Origin of the sequence: Streptomyces kunmingensis (assembly GCF_039533535.1) — a bacterium.
GTDB lineage: Bacteria > Actinomycetota > Actinomycetes > Streptomycetales > Streptomycetaceae > Streptomyces > Streptomyces kunmingensis.
In genome coordinates this window covers 266,617-285,587 of sequence record NZ_BAAATS010000027.1, presented here as the reverse complement: position 1 = coordinate 285,587, position 18,971 = coordinate 266,617, and the positions used below count along the sequence as shown (strand labels likewise).

General features: G+C 67.1%; 5 protein-coding genes. All 5 read left to right on the top strand.

Going from position 1 to position 18,971, the window contains the following annotated elements:
• Positions 1-66: 66 nt before the first annotated feature.
• The 5 genes from ABD366_RS29470 to ABD366_RS29450 all read left to right on the top strand — a co-directional run bounded on the left by ABD366_RS29470 (position 67) and on the right by ABD366_RS29450 (position 18,953).
• Positions 67-1,233, top strand: coding sequence for a serine/threonine-protein kinase (locus ABD366_RS29470; protein WP_324773654.1), 1,167 nt, complete (start codon positions 67-69; stop codon positions 1,231-1,233).
• Between the two features lie 131 nt (positions 1,234-1,364).
• A complete protein-coding gene (locus tag ABD366_RS29465) occupies positions 1,365-4,421 on the top strand; it encodes a DEAD/DEAH box helicase (RefSeq protein ID WP_324773652.1) in 3,057 nt (1,018 codons plus the stop codon).
• The gene (locus tag ABD366_RS29460) at positions 4,418-9,913 is read left to right on the top strand and encodes a hypothetical protein (RefSeq protein WP_324773650.1); all 5,496 of its coding nucleotides are present in this window, start codon (positions 4,418-4,420) and stop codon (positions 9,911-9,913) included. Before ABD366_RS29465 ends, ABD366_RS29460 begins: the two co-directional genes overlap by 4 nt.
• The gene (locus tag ABD366_RS29455; protein ID WP_324773648.1) at positions 9,910-16,650 is read left to right on the top strand and encodes a DEAD/DEAH box helicase; all 6,741 of its coding nucleotides are present in this window, start codon (positions 9,910-9,912) and stop codon (positions 16,648-16,650) included. The genes ABD366_RS29460 and ABD366_RS29455 overlap by 4 nt, the downstream gene beginning before the upstream one ends.
• Positions 16,647-18,953, top strand: coding sequence for a UvrD-helicase domain-containing protein (locus ABD366_RS29450; RefSeq protein ID WP_324773646.1), 2,307 nt, complete (start codon positions 16,647-16,649; stop codon positions 18,951-18,953). The genes ABD366_RS29455 and ABD366_RS29450 overlap by 4 nt, the downstream gene beginning before the upstream one ends.
• Positions 18,954-18,971: the final 18 nt, after the last annotated feature.

Sequence of the window (18,971 nt, the reverse complement as noted above, 5' to 3'; positions counted from 1 at the left end):
TTGATCGGCGCCCACGAATCTGGACTGGATGGCGCAGGGGTGCGTGTAAGGAGTGCTGAGCAACAGATGACGGGGACGCCCGAGCGGATCGGCCGGTACACCGTGGCCAAGGAGCTGGGCTCGGGCGGCATGGGGGAGGTGTACCTCGCCTACACCCCGGGTGGTCAGCCGGTGGCGGTGAAACTGATCCGGAGCGACAAGCTGGACCCCGTCACGCGGGCCCGCTTCGAAAAGGAAGCGCTGATAGCGCGCACCGTGATCGGTACCAACAGGGTGGCGCGGTTCCTGGAGGCCGACCCGTTCGCGGACCGCCCCTGGCTGGCCATGGAGTACGTGGCCGGACGTACCTTGCTGGCCTGCGTGGACCAGGACGGCGTTCTCCCCTTGCCGCTGGTCGCCAGTCTGGGCGCTTTGCTCGCCGAGGGGCTTAGCGCCGTACACGCCGCGGAGCTGCTCCACCGGGATCTGAAGCCCCAGAACGTCATCATGGGCACAGAAGGCCCCATAATCATCGACTTCGGGCTCGGTGCGTTCATGGATGCCGCGAAGGAGTCCCTGTCCCACAGCGGGATGATCATCGGGACGGTGCGCTGCATGCCGCCGGAGCAGGCGAGCGGACATCCGAAGGTGACGCCAGCCGCGGACGTGTACGCGCTGGGCACGGTTCTGCTGTATGCGGCGGCGCGCCACTACCCGTACGACGGTGCGGTGTGGGAGGCCGTCGCCGTGCAGGTGGCGAATCCTGACATCGGCCCGGATCTGAGCGGTGTGCCCGAGGGGCTTAAGCCACTGATCGCCTCCATGCTCGCCCACGTTCCCGAGGACAGGCCGACGCTGGATGACGTTTCAAAGGCATGCTCGAAGCTGTTGAAGGCCGCTGGAAAGGCGCCGGCCGACGCACGACTCGCGCTGATCGAGCATACGACCGCGGGCGGTACGCCGGATGCGGCCAAGGAGCCGTTGTCCCCATCGTTCGAGAAGCTGCTTGAGGACCAGGCCGAGATCACTGACGACGCGCGTCTGGACTCGCCGCTCGATAGCCCGCGAGGAACTGCTGAGGCGGAAGAGCCGGAACCGGAGGAGGCGGAGCAGGACGAGCCGCACCCCGACTCCGCCGAGGCCGTGAAGCCAAAGGCGGAGCCGAAGGCCAGGCCCACGGCCGTAAAGCCGCCGGCATCGAAGCGGGTCGCGGATGAGCTGAGGGCGGAGTACGCGGCGGATACCGCGCTTTGATGGCCAAGGTGACAGTGCCTGGTGGGAAGCTAGAGGCGGACGGGCGTATGGGGTCGGCTTGGGCGCTGTCCATACGACTCGTGAATGGTGAGCGGTGCGAGGCGCACCGTGGGTGAGGAATCGGAGGGGACGTGAGCGTCGAGGCGGGAGCCGTGGGCGGGCAGAGCGATACGGCGAGGGGCGCCCTGGAGCCGGACGAAGCCTCGTCAGCGAAGCAGCCGACTGACACTGGCGGATACGCGGCGGGTGCACAGGTCCTGATCCGAGACGAGCTGTGGCTGGTGCGCAACTGCACGGCCACCGACCGTGACGGATGGATGGTTGAGGTCACCGGCATCTCCTCGTTCGTACGCGGGATCGACGCCACCTTCTACGACCGGCTGGATGTCGTTCAGGAGCTGGACCCGCGCGAGACCGAGCTGGTGGCTGACGATTCTCCGAACCATCGCAGATCCCGTCTGTTCCTTGAGGCGATCATGCGGAAGACGTTCCTGCCGCAGACCGAGCACGGCCTGGCGCTGGCGGACAACTTCCTCATGGACCAGCAGGTCCACCAGTTGCGCCCGGCGGAGCTGGCGCTGTCCATGAAGAACCCGCAGCCGCGGATCCTGATCGCGGACGTGGTGGGTCTCGGTAAGACCCTGGAGATCGGGGTGCTGCTGGCAGAGCTGATCCGGCGGGGGCGCGGCGAGCGGATCCTGGTGGTGACGCCGCAGCACGTGCTGGAGCAGTTCCAGCGCGAGCTGTGGACCCGGTTCGCGATCCCGTTGGTGCGGCTGGACTCGACCGGTATTCAGCGGGTGCAGCAGGACATCCCCGCGGGGCGGAACCCGTTCGCGTACTTCAAGCGCGCGATCATCTCCGTGGACACCTTGAAGAGCGACGTGTACGCCCACCACCTGGACAACACCGACTGGGACGCCGTCGTCATCGACGAGTCCCACAACCTCGTCAACCGCGGCACGAAGAACAACGCGCTCGCCCGTCTGCTGGCACGCAAGACCGACGCGCTCGTGCTGGCCTCCGCCACCCCGCACAATGGCGACGCTACCTCCTTCGCCGAGCTGGTCAGGATGCTGGACGAGGCCGCGATCGCTAATCCGTCCCAGTACGAAGTGAAGGATCTCGCGCACCTCTATATCCGGCGCACCAAGACCTCGGCCGAAGTCCGCGAGTCCCTCAAGGGGACCTGGGCGGACCGCGGCCCGTCTCTGCCCCTCCACGCCCCGGCCACAGAGAAGGAACGCGCGGTCCTCGAGGAATTGGCCACGCGCTGGATCCCGGCCGACCCGGCGACGCCGTCGGCGAGTCGGCATCAGCTCGTCCCATACCGGTTGCTGAAGTCGTTCCTCTCCTCGCATAAGGCGCTGCTGGCGACCATCAAGACCCGCATCGGAAACCTCGACAACCCGCCGCCCGACAAGCCCGACAACGGTTCGAAGACACGGAAGCGGCCGGAGGACCTGGCGGTACGCGAAGCAGCACGGAAGGTCGAGAGGGCGGCCCTGACCGACCTGCAGCACCTCGCCGAGCAGATCGAGGACCAGGACTCGGCGAAGAGGGTAGTGCTGCTGGACGAGCTGCGGGAGCTGGGCGTCGGCCCGGGCTCGGACACCCGAGTGGTCGTGTTCTCCGAGAGCATCCCCACCCTGAAGTGGCTGGCGGAGACCGTCCCGGCCGCACTCGGCTTCCGGCACACCGCCAGCCCGGACGAGAAGAAGCCCTGGCTGGGATACGGCGGAGCCGTACAGGTCATGCACGGCGAGGCCAGCACGGATCAGGAACAGCAGGACGTCGTCGAGAAGTTCGGGCTTCGCGACGACCCGGTGCGCATCCTGTTCACCGGCGACGTCGCTTCCGAGGGCGTCAACCTGCATCAGCAGTGCCATCTGCTGATCCACTACGACCTGCCGTGGTCCCTGATCCGCATCGAGCAGCGCAACGGCCGTATCGACCGGTACGGGCAGGAACACCGGCCTGAGTTCCGCGCGCTGATCCTCACCAGTGACATCCCGTGGCGCATGGACGAGACGACCGGACAGCCGCGGACCCTGGATGACCGGCTGGTGGGTGAGAAGCTCCTCAGGCGTGAGGAGGAGGCCCACAAGATCGAAGGTTCGGCTGAGGCTGTGACCGGCCTGTACCGGGCCAAGGAAGAAGAGAACCGCCTCACCCAGGACCTGATCGCGGGTCGCACCGTCGAGGAGTCCATCAAGCAGTCCCAGCAGGGCGGAGCCGCCTTCCTCACCGGGCTGCTCGGCCAGGTGGGCGCAGTCCACGAACACCCCGAAGTGGCCCGCGCCGTCGTACCGAAGCTCTTCCGGTCCACCGCGGACTACTTCGACGAGGCACTGCGGCAGATCTCCCGTCCCAATCCCGAGGACATGCTGTCGTTGCGGCGCGACGACGACGGCACCATCGCCTTCGAGCCACCACGGGACCTGCTGTACCGGCTCAAGGCACTGCCCAAGTCGTACCTGGACGAACAGCAGATCCTGCCGCGCAAGACCGAGCCGGGACGCATGCGCATCACCTTCTCTAAGGACCTCGCCGGCGCACGCCTGAAGGCGGCGAGGGAGACTAGCACGTCCCAGTGGCCGAACGTCTCGTACGTCACCGATGTCCACCCGGTCCTGGACTGGCTCACGGACAAGGTGCTCGTCGAGATCGGGCGTCACAAGGCCCCGGTGCTCGCCGCCACCGTGGCCAGTCCGACCTTCTTGGTCCAGGGCATCTACTCCAACGCGTTGGGCAAGCCCACCATCGTCGAGTGGATGGCCGTCTCCGGCCTTCCCGACAGCCCGCACGTCACAGCGCTGACCGCCGACGTACTGGAGAGCTACGGCGTGGGCCCGAACATGCCCGGCCGTGCCATGCCCCGTGACCTGCCGGGCCTCAACGCGCTCGTGCCCGACGCCATCGACGCCGCACAGCGACAACTCGCCCTCCTTGAAGGCGCGTACCGCGAGCAGATCGAAGAGACCCTTGCTCCCTATCGCAAGAAGGTCACCGACTGGCGGCAGGACGCCCTCTTCGCCAGTGCCCGCCCGAAGGAAGCGGAGCTCGACCGCACGGCAAAGCGGCAGCTGAAGCTGGTCAAGTCCCTGGAGACGGCGGGCGAACCGATGTTGCGCCTGCTGGCCGTCCTCGAACCGCACACCGCCACCGAAGGAGGCAACGAACGATGAGCACCGACTTCGACTCCTTCGCTAACCGTGGCGAGTACCTGTCCGCGCACTACTTCGCCGACCAGCTCGGCACCGACCTCAAGAAGGGCCTGTTCGCCACCTGGGCGCAGCGCGAGGGCGACGAGAACGACCCGCGCAAGACCCCGCGCGAGCTGCTGCGCACCCTGCGCACCCCCTACCTTGCCGAGGAACTGCGCGGCTACTTCGTCAAGACCACCCAGGCCGACGCCGAGGACGAAGCCCGCCTCAACACGCACAACAACCCCGAGTGGACCAAGCGCCTTGCGGAGTGGCACCAGATGGTCCTGCGGGCCCTCGGCTACGACACCTCCCCAGCCGAGCTCACCGTGCACCGCGCCGGCCGCGATCACACCCTGCCCGTGGCCTATCACGGCCACGGCATCGTCGCCCTGGACTGCGGCTGGACCGCCGCCAACGACGACGCCCTCAATCCCGACCGTGCCGGACGGCTCCTGTCGTCCGTGCGGGTCAGCGCGAGCGAGTCGTACGAGACGGGTGCGGCCCTGGCCTCATGGCTCTTCCAGAGCGAACTCGGCGAAGTAGGCGGCCCGCACCCCCGCTTCGTCCTGCTGCTGTGCGGCGGCGTCATCCTGCTCGCCGACCGCCAGGCCTGGAACGAGGGCCGATACCTCGCGGTGAACCTCGACGCCGCCCTGGAACGCAACGACCGCGCCCAGCAGGGCGAACTCGCCACCATCGCCGCTCTGTTCAGTCTGGACATGCTTCGCCCCGGCGAGAACGACACGCGCCGTGCGATCGACTCTCTGCTCAAGTCCTCCGGTGACAACGCGGCCGGCGTCTCCAGCGAATTGCGCTACGGTCTGCAGCGCTCGGTTGAGATCATCGCCAACGAAGTCCTGCACCGGATGGCGGATCGGAAGAACGACGTCACCCCGGCCGACATCGAAAGCCCCAAGATCCCCTTCGCGCGCGAGCTCACCCGCGAAGCGCTGCGCTACCTCTACCGCGTCCTGTTCCTGCTGTACGCGGAGGCCCGCCCCGAGCTCGGCATCCTCCCTGCCGACGACGGGTCGTACGAGGCCGGCTACTCCATGGCCCGCCTGCGCGAACTCGTCGAGCGCGACGAGGAACTCGTCGAGGAGGAGGCCAAGAACGGCTTCCACCTCTTCCAGTCCCTCGACGTCCTGTTCAACAAGGTCAACTTCGGCCACCGTGCGTACGGCACCGAGCCCGACGATGACCAGCCCGGCGACGATGAGGAGACTCGCAAGGCCAAGGAGGCCCGCCGAAGCGAGGACCGTGGCCTGCGCTTCGAGGCTCTGCGCAGCGAACTCTTCGAGCCGACCGCCATCCGCCTCATTGGCACAGGCGTCCTCGACCCGCGCAGCGACGAGGACAACGACCCCCGCTGGCTCGATCTGTGTCTGCGTAACGAAGCCCTCCACGAGGTGCTGCGGCTGCTCACGATGAAGAAGGGCAAGCGCGGCGAACGCGGTGGCTTCATCTCCTACCGCAACCTCGGCATCAACCAACTCGGTGCTGTCTACGAGGGGTTGATGTCCTACACCGGCATCATCGCCAAGGAGGAATTGTGCGAGGTGGCCCGAGGCGGTGACCCGGAGCAGGGCTCCTGGCTCATCCCCTCGCACAAGCAGGACCAGTACCCCGACGAGACCCTCGTCCAGTACGGCGAGGACGATGCCCGCAAGGGCCTGCGCGGCGCCAAGAAGTACGAGAAGGGCTCGTTCGTCTACCGGCTCGCCGGCCGCGACCGGGAGACCTCGGCCTCGTACTACACCCCTGAGTCGCTGACCAAGGTCACCGTCGAGCTCACCCTCAAGCATCGCCTCGACCAGGAGCGGGACGAAGACGGCGGCGTCAAGAAGACGCGGGCGTCGGAGCTGCTGAAGTATAAGATCTGCGAGCCGGCGCTCGGTTCGGGCGCGTTCCTCAACGAGGCCATCAACCAGGTCGCCGACGAATACCTGCGCCGCCGCCAGGATGAGCTCGGCATCACCATCCCCGCGGCCCACGCGATCACCGAGAAGCAGAAGGTCAAGGCGTACATCGCCCTGCACAACGCCTACGGGGTCGACCTCAACGCGACGGGTGTCGAGTTGGCCGAGGTGTCGCTGTGGCTCAACACCATGCACCCCGGCATGCGCGCCCCGTGGTTCGGCCTGCATCTGCGCCGTGGCAATTCGCTCATCGGTGGGCGCCGCGCGGTGTACGCGGGCGATGACGTGGCCGGCAAGGACAAAGCCTGGCTGAAGGCGAAGGGCGCCCTGGCACCGACACCGCTGCCCTTCCTCAAGGATGGCGAGTCGCAGCTGCTGCCCGACGACGCGGTGCACCAGTTCCTGCTGCCGAGCCCGGGTTGGGCCGCCGTCGCGGGCTCGAAGGAGGCGAAGGAACTCGCCAAGGAAGGCGTAGAGCAACTCGCGGCCTGGAAGAAGGGGATCCTTCAGCGCCCCAAGCGCAGCACCGCGCACCTCAATGCGGACGGCAGCCCCAAGCTCAATCCCAAGAACAAGCAACCGAAGCCGGAAGCACCCTCGCAGTTCACGAAGCTGCGGGACGCCGCCCGGCGGGTTGAGTTCCTGTGGACTGCCGTCGTCAAGCGCATGGAACTTTCCGAGGGGGAGATCGCGCGTCGGATCGACCTTTGGCAGGCCGATCCGACGGATCCCGAGTACGCCTTCCTTCGGCACCCCGATCAGGCGGTGCCGAAGGAGAAGGTCCTGGAGGACCTCTTCAACGCGGTCGACACGCCGTACTGGCGGCTGAAGAAGGTCATGGACGCCTGGTGCGCCCTGTGGTTCTGGCCGGTCGACAAGACCGCGTTGCTGGACGGGAGTGACGGTGAGTACGCCGCACGGACTGTGGTCAGTGACGCAGACGGCCTCAGCGAGGTGCTCGACGGGGTGCCACTGACCGGGGAATTGCCTGAGGCCCAAGATGTTGCCGGGCCGACGCCAGTTGCCGCGCCGGCGCCCGCGCTGCGGTTCGTCGAGGAGTCAGCTCTGTTCGCGCTCGGCCCCGAGCAGACCTCCTTCGAGGACCTCGAACTGTCCGCGGACGACGATGTGGTCGTGGAAGTGAGGCAGGTCGGGTCGAAGGCAGCGAGGAAGGGCCCGGCTAAGCCGAAGGCGCTGGAACGACGGCCGATCGTCCCTCTCAAGGATCTCGACGACTGGCTCGAGTTCTTGGAAGCCATGCTGGGCACGGCCGACGTGCCCGAAGGCACCCTCATCGACAGTTTCAAAAGCCTCGATGAACTGAAGGACTTCGAAGAGACCCTTCCCGGGTTCATGGGGATGGACGTTGACAACCCGGAGGACCGGTTTCCGTGGCTTCGGGCGGTGCGCGACATCGCGGATGAACAGGGTTTCTTGCACTGGGAGTTGGAGTTCGCGGTTGTCTTCGCGCGCGGGGGTGGGTTCGACCTTCAGGTTGGTAACCCGCCGTGGGTGCGGCCGCGTTGGAACGAATCGGGGGTGCTCGCAGAGCACGAGCCGTGGTTCGAGCTGGAGGCCAAGGCGTCCACGACCAAGAAGGACCTCCGACGCCGGGAGCTTCTGGCGTCCCCATCTGCTCGCCGGTATGTGCTGGGTGAGCTGACGAACACGAGCTCGCAGGTTGCGATGTTCAGCTCACCGCAGATCTATCCGCTGTTGACAGGGACGCAGCCGGATCTATACCGCGCGTTCATGTGCCAGGTCTGGGCACATGCTTCGGCGGATGGGACTGCTGGGATGGTTCATCCGGATACACATGTCACGGGGAACAAGGAGGGTGACCTCCGAGAGGCTGCTTACCGGCGTTTGCGCGTCCATGGAGACTTCGTCAATGCTGTTTGGCGTTTCTTCCCTAAACCAGTAGGTCACGCCACTCACTTCGGAATCCATATTTATGGCCGCCCGAGGGAGATCGGCTTCGATCACCTTTCTTGGCTGGTCTCCGCTGACGCTTTGCGGCTCTCGGCCGGGCATGATGGGGCTGGCGATGTGCCTGGAGTTCGTTACCAGAACGGAGAGTTCGACGAGCGCCCGCATTTGTCTCGGGTGGTCCGGGTGGATCGGCATCTGCTTTCTGTGTGGCAACGTTTCTTGGACGAGGAGGGTGAGCCGGTCGAGCAAGCTCGACTGTTGTTTCCCGTTAGCACTGCTGAGGCGTCGGCCATCGCGGCATTGGCTGACTTCCCTGTGCGGTTGGGAACTCTTGGGCCGCAAATCACGCGCGGGTTGGAGGAGAGCGACGCGAAGGAAAAGGGGCTGATCGATTACAACCGTCCTGACAGTGTCACGGGTCACGAGTATCGGCCAGAAAGGTGGCGTCATGTTGTTCTCAAGGGAATTCAGCTGGGCGTTGCAACCCCGCTGTTCAAGCCTTACGACGCCAGTAGTAATGACCCCTATGGGATGAATCTCAGCGTGCTGGGTTCGGAATACGTACCGGGCACGGCGTACGTACGGACCGAGAAGGTCCGAGAGTTTCTCGCCGATCAGGATCGGTGGATCGATCACCGAGCCCTCGCGCGTTTGCAGGCGAGTGACAAGGCCATTGCGCGCGCACGGATGAAGATTGCAGGCGACGACCGCATCCCTGAGGAGCAGGTAACTCCGGAGAAGGTGACTGCGGCGTTGGTGCGCCGTGCCCAGAGGCGATACGCCACCTTCCACAGGCTTGCCTGGCGCCGCCAGATTGCCCCGGATACTGAGCGCGCGTTGTATGGGGCTCTCGTTCCACCTGGCACAGCTCACATCACTGGCATTAACAGCCTGGCGATGTCCGCGCCACGGCATACGGCTTTGGTGGCAGGATTCTTTGCTTCGCTCCCCCTCGACTACTTCCTCCGCGCTACTGGGCGCAGCGATCTCCACCCCCATGTAGCCAAAGCCATGCCTGCCCCCACCCCCCATCACCCTCTAGCCTCTGCCCTCCTCCTTCGCGCCCTCCGCCTGAATTGCCTCACCCGCGCCTACGCCGACCTCTGGGATGAGCTCTACGACCCTGCCTGGCCCGGCCAGGAGCGGTGGGCCCGCGAGTGGCCCGGTCTCCAGCGTCTCGACGACGTGACCTCGGACTGGCGCCCAGAAACGCCTCTCCGCAGCGAGCGAGCCCGCCGCTCCGCCCTGGTCGAGATCGACGCCCTGGTTGCCGTCTGGCTTGGTATGGGCGCCGACGCGCTGATCGCCGCATACCGGGGCCGTTTCCCCGTACTCCAGAAGTACGAGGCCGTGACATGGTTCGACGCCGACGGCTGGAAGCTCGCTGGCAACGCGCGCACGATCGGACAGCGACAGACCAAGGAGACGTGGAAGCAGTTCGAGGCTTACCGAGCCGCTCCGGACACGGCCCCCGTGCCGGAGGGCTACACGCAGCCATTCCACAAGGCGGATCGCGAGGCGGAGATGCGCGAGGCGCATGCCGTCTTCCAGAAGCGACTCGATGAAGCGATTGCCCGAGGCGAGTGGGACCCGGTCAAGCAGGAGGTGCCGAAGCCGTGAGGCCAACGCTGGAGGCGCGGGGGCTCAAGGAGAGCCTGCTGCAGTATCTGTCGACGACGTATGCGTTGACGGACGAGGGCGCGCGGGAGGCGCTGCACCGGTTCCTGGGAGACGAGACGACGGGGATGTTCCGCGGGCCATACCTGCGGATCCGCACTCCGTTCACGACGGCCGGCGAAGGGTGGCGCAACCACCTCGAGTGGCAGCGCGAGGGGTTCACGCCGTACGCGCACCAGGCGGTCGCGTTCGAGCGGCTGACGTCGGCGAACGGGCACACGCCGCAGCCGACCCTTGTCACCACGGGCACGGGGTCGGGTAAGACGGAATCGTTCCTCTACCCGGTGCTTGACCACTGCCGCCGGGAGCGAGAGGCGGGGAAGACCGGCGTCAAGGCGGTGTTCCTCTACCCGATGAACGCCCTCGCGACCGACCAGGCGCAGCGCATCAACGACCTGCTCACGCAGAACGACGAGGCGCTCGGCAAGCTCTGGGCGGGGCTGTACATCGGGGACCAGGCGGCGACCCAGTACGAGAAGGTGCGTACGCGGCGTTCGGATATGCAGTTGTCGCCGCCGGACATTCTGATCACCAACTACAAGATGCTGGACCTGCTGTTGCAGCGTGAGGACGACGCCTCGCTGTGGCGGGACGCGGACATCCGGTACGTGGTGGTGGATGAGTTCCACACGTACGACGGTGCGCAGGGCACCGATGTGGCGATGCTGCTGCGACGACTCGCGTCCGCGGTCGGCATGTCCGAGAAGGGGCGCCCGTTGGGGCGTATCTGCCCGGTGGCCACCTCGGCAACGCTCGCGTCGGGAACGGACGAAGATGGGGTGAAGCGCCTGCTGGAGGTGGCGAGCGACGTCTTCGGTACGGAGTTCACGACGGAGTCCATCGTCGGGGAGAACCGGCTGTCGGTGGAGGAGTTCATCCCGCTGACGGACGTGAAGATGCAGGGGCTGCCCACCCCTGACGAACTGCTGGCTCTGCCCGATCCCGCTTCCGGCGAGGAGGCGATGCTCGACCTCATCAAAGCGGTGACCACGGTCCGCGATCCGGATCCGTTCCTGCTGGGCGAGAACCTGAAACGGCATCTGTTCACCCGGGCGGTGATGCAGGCGCTGGACGGCGAAGTGAAGACCAGTCCCGAGGTACTAGACGTCATGTGGCGTGCCGGCGCGGCCGGTTGGGCGGAGGCGGTGGCCCGGCAGCCGGAGAAGGCGGCCGAGGCGCTCGCCCGATTCGTGGCGCTTCTGTCGTACGCACGCGACCCCAAGTCGCCTCCGGGAGAGCCGCGTCCGTTCGTACACGTCGAGGTGCACCAGTGGGCCCGGTCCGTGTCCCGGCTGCTGCGCGGCGTATTGCCGTGGCCGAAGGCGGAGTTCCGCTGGGACGCGGCGGGCATGGCGGACGCGAGCGCCACGGACGGCGGCCGTACAGCGCCGGTGACGACGGCGACGTCGGGGCAGAGCGCCAACCTCTTCCTGCCGGCCATCTACTGCCGGGACTGCGGGCGGTCGGGCTGGGCGGTGTTCTCGCCCGAGAGCGATGACCACGACGTCCAGTTCGACACCTTCAAGATCCGTCGCGCCTCGCTCGGCCAGGACAAGGCGCGGGTACGCAACCTGATCGCGGCAACCGAACGGGAGGCACGAGAGGGCTCCGGAGCGGCACCGATGACGGCCGGCGGCCGAGGTGCGGGCGCGGCATCACATGGCTCGGGCGGTTTGCTCATGGTGCTGGACGGCGCGCGCAAGCGGCTGCGGCTACCCGATCCGCTCAACGACTACGACAAGGACACCAAGGAGCCGCGGCTGACCGCCCGCGACTCGGCGTTCGTACTGGTCAACTTCGGCGGCACGGTGGCGAACACCGCAGCCAGGGAAGACTGGTGTGCGGCGTGCGGCGAGCGCAACGCCATCCGCTACCTGGGAACCGGGTCGGCCGCGATGGCCGCGGCGTCGATCACGCAGCTGTTCACGGGCGGGGAGCTCGACAAGAAGCTGCACGAGGACAAGACGCTGATGTTCAACGACTCGGTGCAGGATGCCGCGCACCGGGCCGGGTTCGTCGCCAACCGTTCGTACACCTTCTCGCTGCGCGCCCTGCTGGCCAAGCACCTCAGGCACGACCAGCCGACGCCGCTCAATGACCTGATCGCGGGCGTGGTCGAGGCCACCACGGATAAGGACACTCTGGCTGCGGTGGTGCCGCCGGATCTGCACGGGTACAAGGGAGTTGATCGGCTGCTGTCCGGCGAGGGTCGTGGCGGGAGTCTGCCAGTGTGGCGTCTTATCGGGCAGCGTCTCGCGTTCGAAGCGCTGATGGAGTTCGGCTTCCGATCGCGCAATGGCCGCACCCTGGAGCTGACCAGGACCGCTGCTGCGCAAGTTCGTATCGACGATGCGGCGGCCGTCGTAGCCCTCGTCAAGCGGATCCACGAGGAGTGCGTGCGCGACGGTGTCCCGCTGATCGCTCAGGACGACGCACGCTATCTGGCGTTCGTACGGATCTTCTTGGAGCGGCTGCGCACCCGGGGTGCGGTGGCCCACAAGTGGCTGAGTAAGTACGTGGACGAGGCGGGTACCAGCCGGTACTTCATCTGGGGCAAGCGGGCGCCAGGCATGCGGGCTTTCCCCAAGCGCGTCGCGGCCCCGGTGTTCCTGCTCAGCCAGCCCAAGAACGGCAGCGAGTTCGACTTCGCGACCGGGCGGTTGTCCTGGTACGAGCGGTGGGCAGGGCGCTGCCTCGGTCTCCCGCGCGAGATGGCGCCGGAGTTCTGGAATCGGCTGCTGCCAGAGCTGACCTCGCTCGGCCTGCTCTCGGTCCGTACTCCGACTGATACTTCGGTACGGGTGTACGGCTTGAAGCCGGGCAACATCGAGGCCCAGCTGCTGGACGACGAGCAGGTACGTCACGCCTACGTGCGCTGCCCGGTGTGTTTCTGGGAGCAGACGGTCCACCCGTCCCTGCTTGACCAGTGGCACGAGCAGCCGTGCCCCTCTTACCGCTGCCGCAACGGCCGCCTGGTGGCCGGCGACCGGCCCGAGGGCCTGGGCGCGCACCACCGCGACCGCGACTACACAGACGACTACTACCGGCGTCTGTACCGCAAGGCGGGCACCTATCAGGTGGTCACCGCTGAGCACACCGGGATGCTCTCCCGTCCGGAGCGGGAGAATGTGGAGAAGGCCTTCAAGCGCCGCGAGGGCTTCAAGGACCCCAACGTCCTGTCGTGCACCCCGACACTGGAGATGGGCATCGACATCGGTGACCTCTCGGCGGTCGTGCTTGCCGCTCTGCCGCGTCGCCCTGCCAGCTACGCCCAACAGGTCGGGCGAGCGGGACGCCGTACGGGCAATGCGTTCTTGCTGACAGTCCCCGACCGACGGCGCCGCGACCTGTACTTCCTGGAGCGGCCCAAGGATCTGATCGCGGGCACGATCGTGCCCCCGGGCTGCCATCTGTCAGCCATCGAGATCCTGCGCCGCCAATATCTGGCGCACTTGCTGGACCTCGCGGCCGCCGGACGGCTGGTGCGTGCGGACGGCATCGTGCTGCGCGCGCTGCCGCACAAGGCGCCTCGTCTGTTCGGGCCTTCGGGCTACCTGGTTGACCTGGTGGAGCTGGCCATCGCCCAGGGGGAGGAGCTGGCGAAGGGGTTCATGGAGTTGTTCCCCTCCGGTGTCAACGACCAGGCCAAGGCCGATCTGCGCGCGTACGCCACCCACGACCTGCGCTCCAGGGTCGAGGAGGCCGAACGGGAGTGGTTCCGCGGCCAGCGAGCGCTGCGGGCCCGGCTGCGTGAGATCGACGATGCCCACGAGGAACTACACGACTCCGATCCGGACCAGGCACGGCAGAAGGCCGAACTGGACGCCGAACGACGTGGAGTTGGCCGCCGCCTGATGAACCTGGGCGAGACATCGGCCCAGACCGCGCTGTGTGATCTGGGGCTGCTGCCCAACTACGCGCTGATCGACTCCACGACCGTTCTGTCGGCGACGCTTTACGGCGAGGACGGGGTGGACGCCAAGACCGGGCAGGTGAAGTACACCTCCACCACCGACTCCTACGAGAGGCCACGGCGTATCGCCCTGGAGGAGATGGCGCCGGGCAACACCTTCTACGTCAACGGCCACAAGCATCAGATCACCGGTCTGGAGATCTCCACCGGCGGACGGCAGGAGTGGCGCACCTGGCGGGTATGCCCGGGCTGCGGATATGTGCGTACCGAGGACGCCGCCGAGGACCGGTCACCGTGCCCGCGCTGCAAGACCAGTCACATCGCGGACGACGGTTCTTGTCTGTTCCAGATCGTCGAACCAGCAACCGTGACCTCGCGGGACAAACGGGAAGACGCCCAGATCCGCGACGACAAGGATGACCGGGACCGCCGCTTCTACACGGTCGTGGACGCGGTCGACATCCCGGTGGAGACCATTGAGCCGGGCTCCTGGCGGCACGACAGCCAGACGTTCGGCGTCGACTACTGCCGCAAGGCGATGATCCGCCGGATCAACGTCGGACCCGTCCGCTACGACGCCCCGAACCGTGACGACTTCGCCGGCCACCGCGTGCGCCTGAACCCGTTCCACGTGTGCACGGCCTGCGGCGCGGCCACCGCGGACGGCCAGCCGGTCTTCGACCACGACACCGACGCACTCGACTCCCTCGCCGTCCGCAGTGGAGCACTCAAGCACCACCGTCCATGGTGCCCGCTGCGGCGCGGAAAGAAGGACGGCGTTCGGCAGGAACCGGTCCTGCTCGCCCACAAGTTGGAGACCGAAGCCCTGCGGGTCCTCATCCCCGCCGCCACCGCAGACGTCGATTCCAAGGTGCACTCGTTCAGGGCCGCACTTCGCCTCGGCGTGGACCTTCACTTCGGCGGCGACCCTCAGCACCTGGCCACCACCGTCGCCTCCATGCCGGACAACGAGAGCGGCGAGCGCCGCTGGTTCCTCGTGCTCTTCGACTCGCTGCCCGGTGGCACCGGCTACCTGGACCGGCTGACCGACCCGATCGCGTTCCGCGACACCTTGGCCAAGGCGTACGAGATGCTCAAGGAGTGCCCGTGCGCCGAGGAGCAGCGCCGGGCCTGCCACCGTTGCCTGCACCGTTACACCCCGGAGCCGTTCCAGGACATCGTCTCGCGCCAGGCCGCGCTGACGATGTTGGAGTCCCTGCTGTTCAAGCAGGACGGCTCGGACGGCTGGGAGTGGAGCGAGGTCGACCACACCGGACTGGTAGGGCTGGACACCCAGGTCGAATCCGACCTGGAGGCGCGCTTCCTGGCGGCCCTGCGCGACTGGGTGAAGGTCACCGACGACGCCTCCCTCGACGAAGACGGCCATGCGAGCGGGCATCTGCGCTTCACCGACGGTCCCGGCGTCATGCACTGGCGGCTGACCGCGCAGCAGCAACTCCGGGGCACCGTAACCGACTTCACCTTCACGCGCATCGACGGGCCGACCCAGAGCGTCAAGGTCTACCTCGAAGGCTTCCGCTTCCACGCCAGCCGCGAGCACAACCAGATCGCCACCGACGCGGCGAAGCGCACCCTCCTGCGCGCCGAAGGGGAGACCGTCTTCCAGATCACCTGGGCAGACATCGATCTCTTCGAGAAGCGCCCCACCCGTACGCAGCCCGTATGGCCGCCGTACCGGGGCACGGCTCAGGAACAGGCCAAGACCGCCTACGAGCAGTATGGCGGCCAGCGCGCACACTTCGCCGACGCCGTCTTCGCCAACCCCATCGACATCCTGATCGCCTACCTGCGTGATCCGGATGCCGACCGCTGGGCCCGCCGGGCCCGCGCCCTGGTCACCGGACTGACGGCCCAGCCAGGCACGGCCCCGGTCACCGCGACCGGACGCCGCAGCGAACTGGTGGCTGCCCTGCGCGGCCAACTGGCCACCTTCTCCGCCACCGAGCGCCACGACAAGCCGGTCGTGGCGGATGCCGCCGGCATCGGCCCCGTCCACGTCTTCCGTACGCAGGACGAGACCGGGCTCCCGCTCGTGTTCGCCCTGGACGCCGCCGACCCTGAGGCCCTGAAGTGGACCGCGCTCGCCGTGCTCGACGACTCCGAAGCGGTGCTGGACACGGACGAGCACAAGGAGCGCTGGCGGTCCTGGCTGTACTGGACCAACCTCACCCAGTTCCTTTCGCTGGCCGGCGGCGACGGCGTCCAGCTCGCCACCAGCAAAGCTGCGGACTTCGAGGTCGAGGTCCTCGCGGTCTGCGGTGGGCTCGGCGAACTCGACTCGCTCATCGGCGCCCCCGCACCCGTCGTGTCCGAGGTGCCCGCGGCCGTGGTCAAGCCCGTCGACCCGGATCCCGGGCACGACTCGCCAGCCGAAGCGGCCCTGGCCCAGGCCCTCCGCGACGCCGTCTGGGACGAGGACATCCTGGAGATCCTGCGCGAAGACGCGGACGAGACACCGGACTTGCTCCGCCTCGCCGAGAGACTTGCCGACCGCGGCAAGCAGGCACCCGTCTTCGGCTACGAACTGGGGACCAGCCGCTGGCAGGTCGACTTCGCCTGGCACACCTCCGCCCTCAAGATTGCCGTTGTCGCCGTCCACCAGGGTGACGACGACCCCGAGACCCAGCGACGCGATGCCGCGTATGCCGAAGACGGGTGGACTGTGCGTACCGCCGCCGAATGGCTCGCCCATCTCGACGAACTGCTCGACCAGCTCCCCGACACGGAAGAAGGCACGCTCCGATGACCGCCCGGCTCAGCCTGTACCGCAAAGCCGAACAGGAGCTGTACAAGCTCGACCGCTCGGTCAAGGCCCAGTTCTACGACTTCTGTCACAACTTTCGGAACAACCCCGATCTCCCGGGGCTCAGGAAGAAGAAGCTCAAGGGCGACTCTCGTATCTGGTCGGCTCGCGTCAACCAGGACTATCGGGCCCTGATCACCCCCACCGGTGTCGACGCGGACGGTGCCGAGAGCTGGCTTGTCATCGCCGTCAGGCACCGCAAGGACGTCTACGAAGAGCTTCAGGTCGCTGTCAACCGCGTCACCGGCGAGATCGAGTTCGTCGACCTCGCCGTCGTCGGCGACAGCGCTCTCCGCAGGGTCGGCATCACCCTCACTCCGGCTGAGCCTGAGGAGCAGGCCCCCAAGCTCGAGACTGTCCCTGAACCCGAGCCTGCGGCGCCGGCGCTGCTCTCCGCGTACGACGCAGGGCAACTACGGGGTCTCGGCGTCGCCGAGCAGCTGATCGACCTGGCGCTCACGGTGACCACCAGCGCCGAACTCGACCAACTGGTCGAGAGCGCACCGCTGTTGTCGAAGGACATCCTGTACGGCCTTGCCGCCGGGATGGACATCGACGAAGTCCGCAATGAGATCACCGCTCCGGTCAAACTCGACCAGCAGCCCGACCCCGACGACTTCGCTACAGCGCTTTCCCGCACCAAGGTCACCACAGTCGACGACGCAGTGCGCGCAGTCATCGAGGAAGGCGACTTCCGCGCATGGAAGGTCTTCCTCCACCCCACGCAAGAACGCATCGTCCACCGCCACTACAACGGCCCTGCCCGCGTCTCCGGCGGCCCCGGCACCGGCAAGACGATCGTCGCCCTGCACCGGGTCAAGCACCTCGCTGAGCAGCTGCCCCCCGGACACAACAAGCCGATCCTGCTGACCACCTTCACCAAGAACCTCACTACCGACCTGCGCCTGCGGCTTGCCTCCCTCGTCGAACCGCAGCTGCTGGCCCGCGTCGACATTGCTCACATCGACCAGCTCGCCGCTCGCGTTCTGGGCGAGAACACCGCCTCTGGCCGCGGTAAGCAGCGCGTATACGACCACGTGGCCCTGAACGAGATGCGCCAACTGCTGGCCGAACTCGACGACCGACGCTGGGAGCCGGAGTTCCTCCTTGAGGAGTGGGAGCAGGTCATCCTCGGCCAGTCGGTCCCCACCCGCTCCGACTACTTCAAGGCCCGCCGCGCCGGCCGGGGGCGCGCGCTCACCCGCCCCGAGCGCAACCACATCTGGAAACTCATCGAGCAGTTCACCGCCCGCCTCGACAAGCTGGGCGTCGAAACCTGGGGCCAGGCCGCCGAACGCGCCGCCCGCTTCGAGATCGAGCGCGCTGCGAAGGTCAGGGCCCGCCGCGAGTACAAGGAAGAGATCGGCGGCAAGGACCTCATCCACCGCGACGACAGCTCCGGCATGCGCTACATCGGCTACCGCTACCGGCACATCGTCGTCGACGAGGCCCAGGACCTGCGTCCCGCGCACTGGAAGATGTTGCGTGCCATGGCCGACCCCGACCAGCCCAACGACATGTTCGTCGCAGGCGATACTCACCAGCGCATCTACGACCACCAGGTCGCTCTTGGCGCCCTCGGCGTCAACATCCGAGGCCGTGCCTCACGGCTGACCCTGAGCTACCGCACGACGAAGGAGATCCTCGCCGAGGCTCTCCGCGTCGTCGACCCCAAGACCAAGAACGAGAAGGTCACGTACGACGACCTCGACGACGGCACCGACACCCTCGCCGGATACCGTTCCGTCCTTCACGGCCCCAAGCCCGACTTCAATCGGTACGACACCTGGGACGAAGAGCTCGCCGGACTCGCCACGACCTTGAGCACGTGGCGCGAGGAACTTTCCACCGACGGCAAGGGCGCCTCCCTCGACCCCAGCGGGCGCATCGCCGTGTGCGTCGCCGACCGCGACATGGTCAGCCAGACCATGTACTACCTCGCCACCAAGGCGGGCATCACCTGCGCCGAACTCACCAAGGACGGCCCCAAGGGTGACGGCGAAGTTCACGTTGGCACCATGCACCGCTTCAAGGGACTCGAGTACCAGCGCCTCGCCATCGTCGGTGCGAGCGACGGCATCATCCCGCGCACCAGCGTCATCGAGCGCTACCGCACCGAAGACCCGCCCCGCTACGAACGCGAGCAGCGTAAGGCTCGCTCCTTGCTGTTCGTCGCCACGACCCGGGCCCGCGATGCCCTGAACATCAGCTGGCACGGCAAGCCCAGTCCGTACCTGCCGATCTGACGCGCCGTACGGCACTCC

Coding starts and splice junctions, on each gene's coding strand:
- ABD366_RS29450 (WP_324773646.1), top strand. CDS start 16,647: ATGACCGCCCGGCTCAGCCTGTACCGCAAAGCCGAACAGGAGCTGTAC.
- ABD366_RS29460 (WP_324773650.1), top strand. CDS start 4,418: ATGAGCACCGACTTCGACTCCTTCGCTAACCGTGGCGAGTACCTGTCC.
- ABD366_RS29470 (WP_324773654.1), top strand. CDS start 67: ATGACGGGGACGCCCGAGCGGATCGGCCGGTACACCGTGGCCAAGGAG.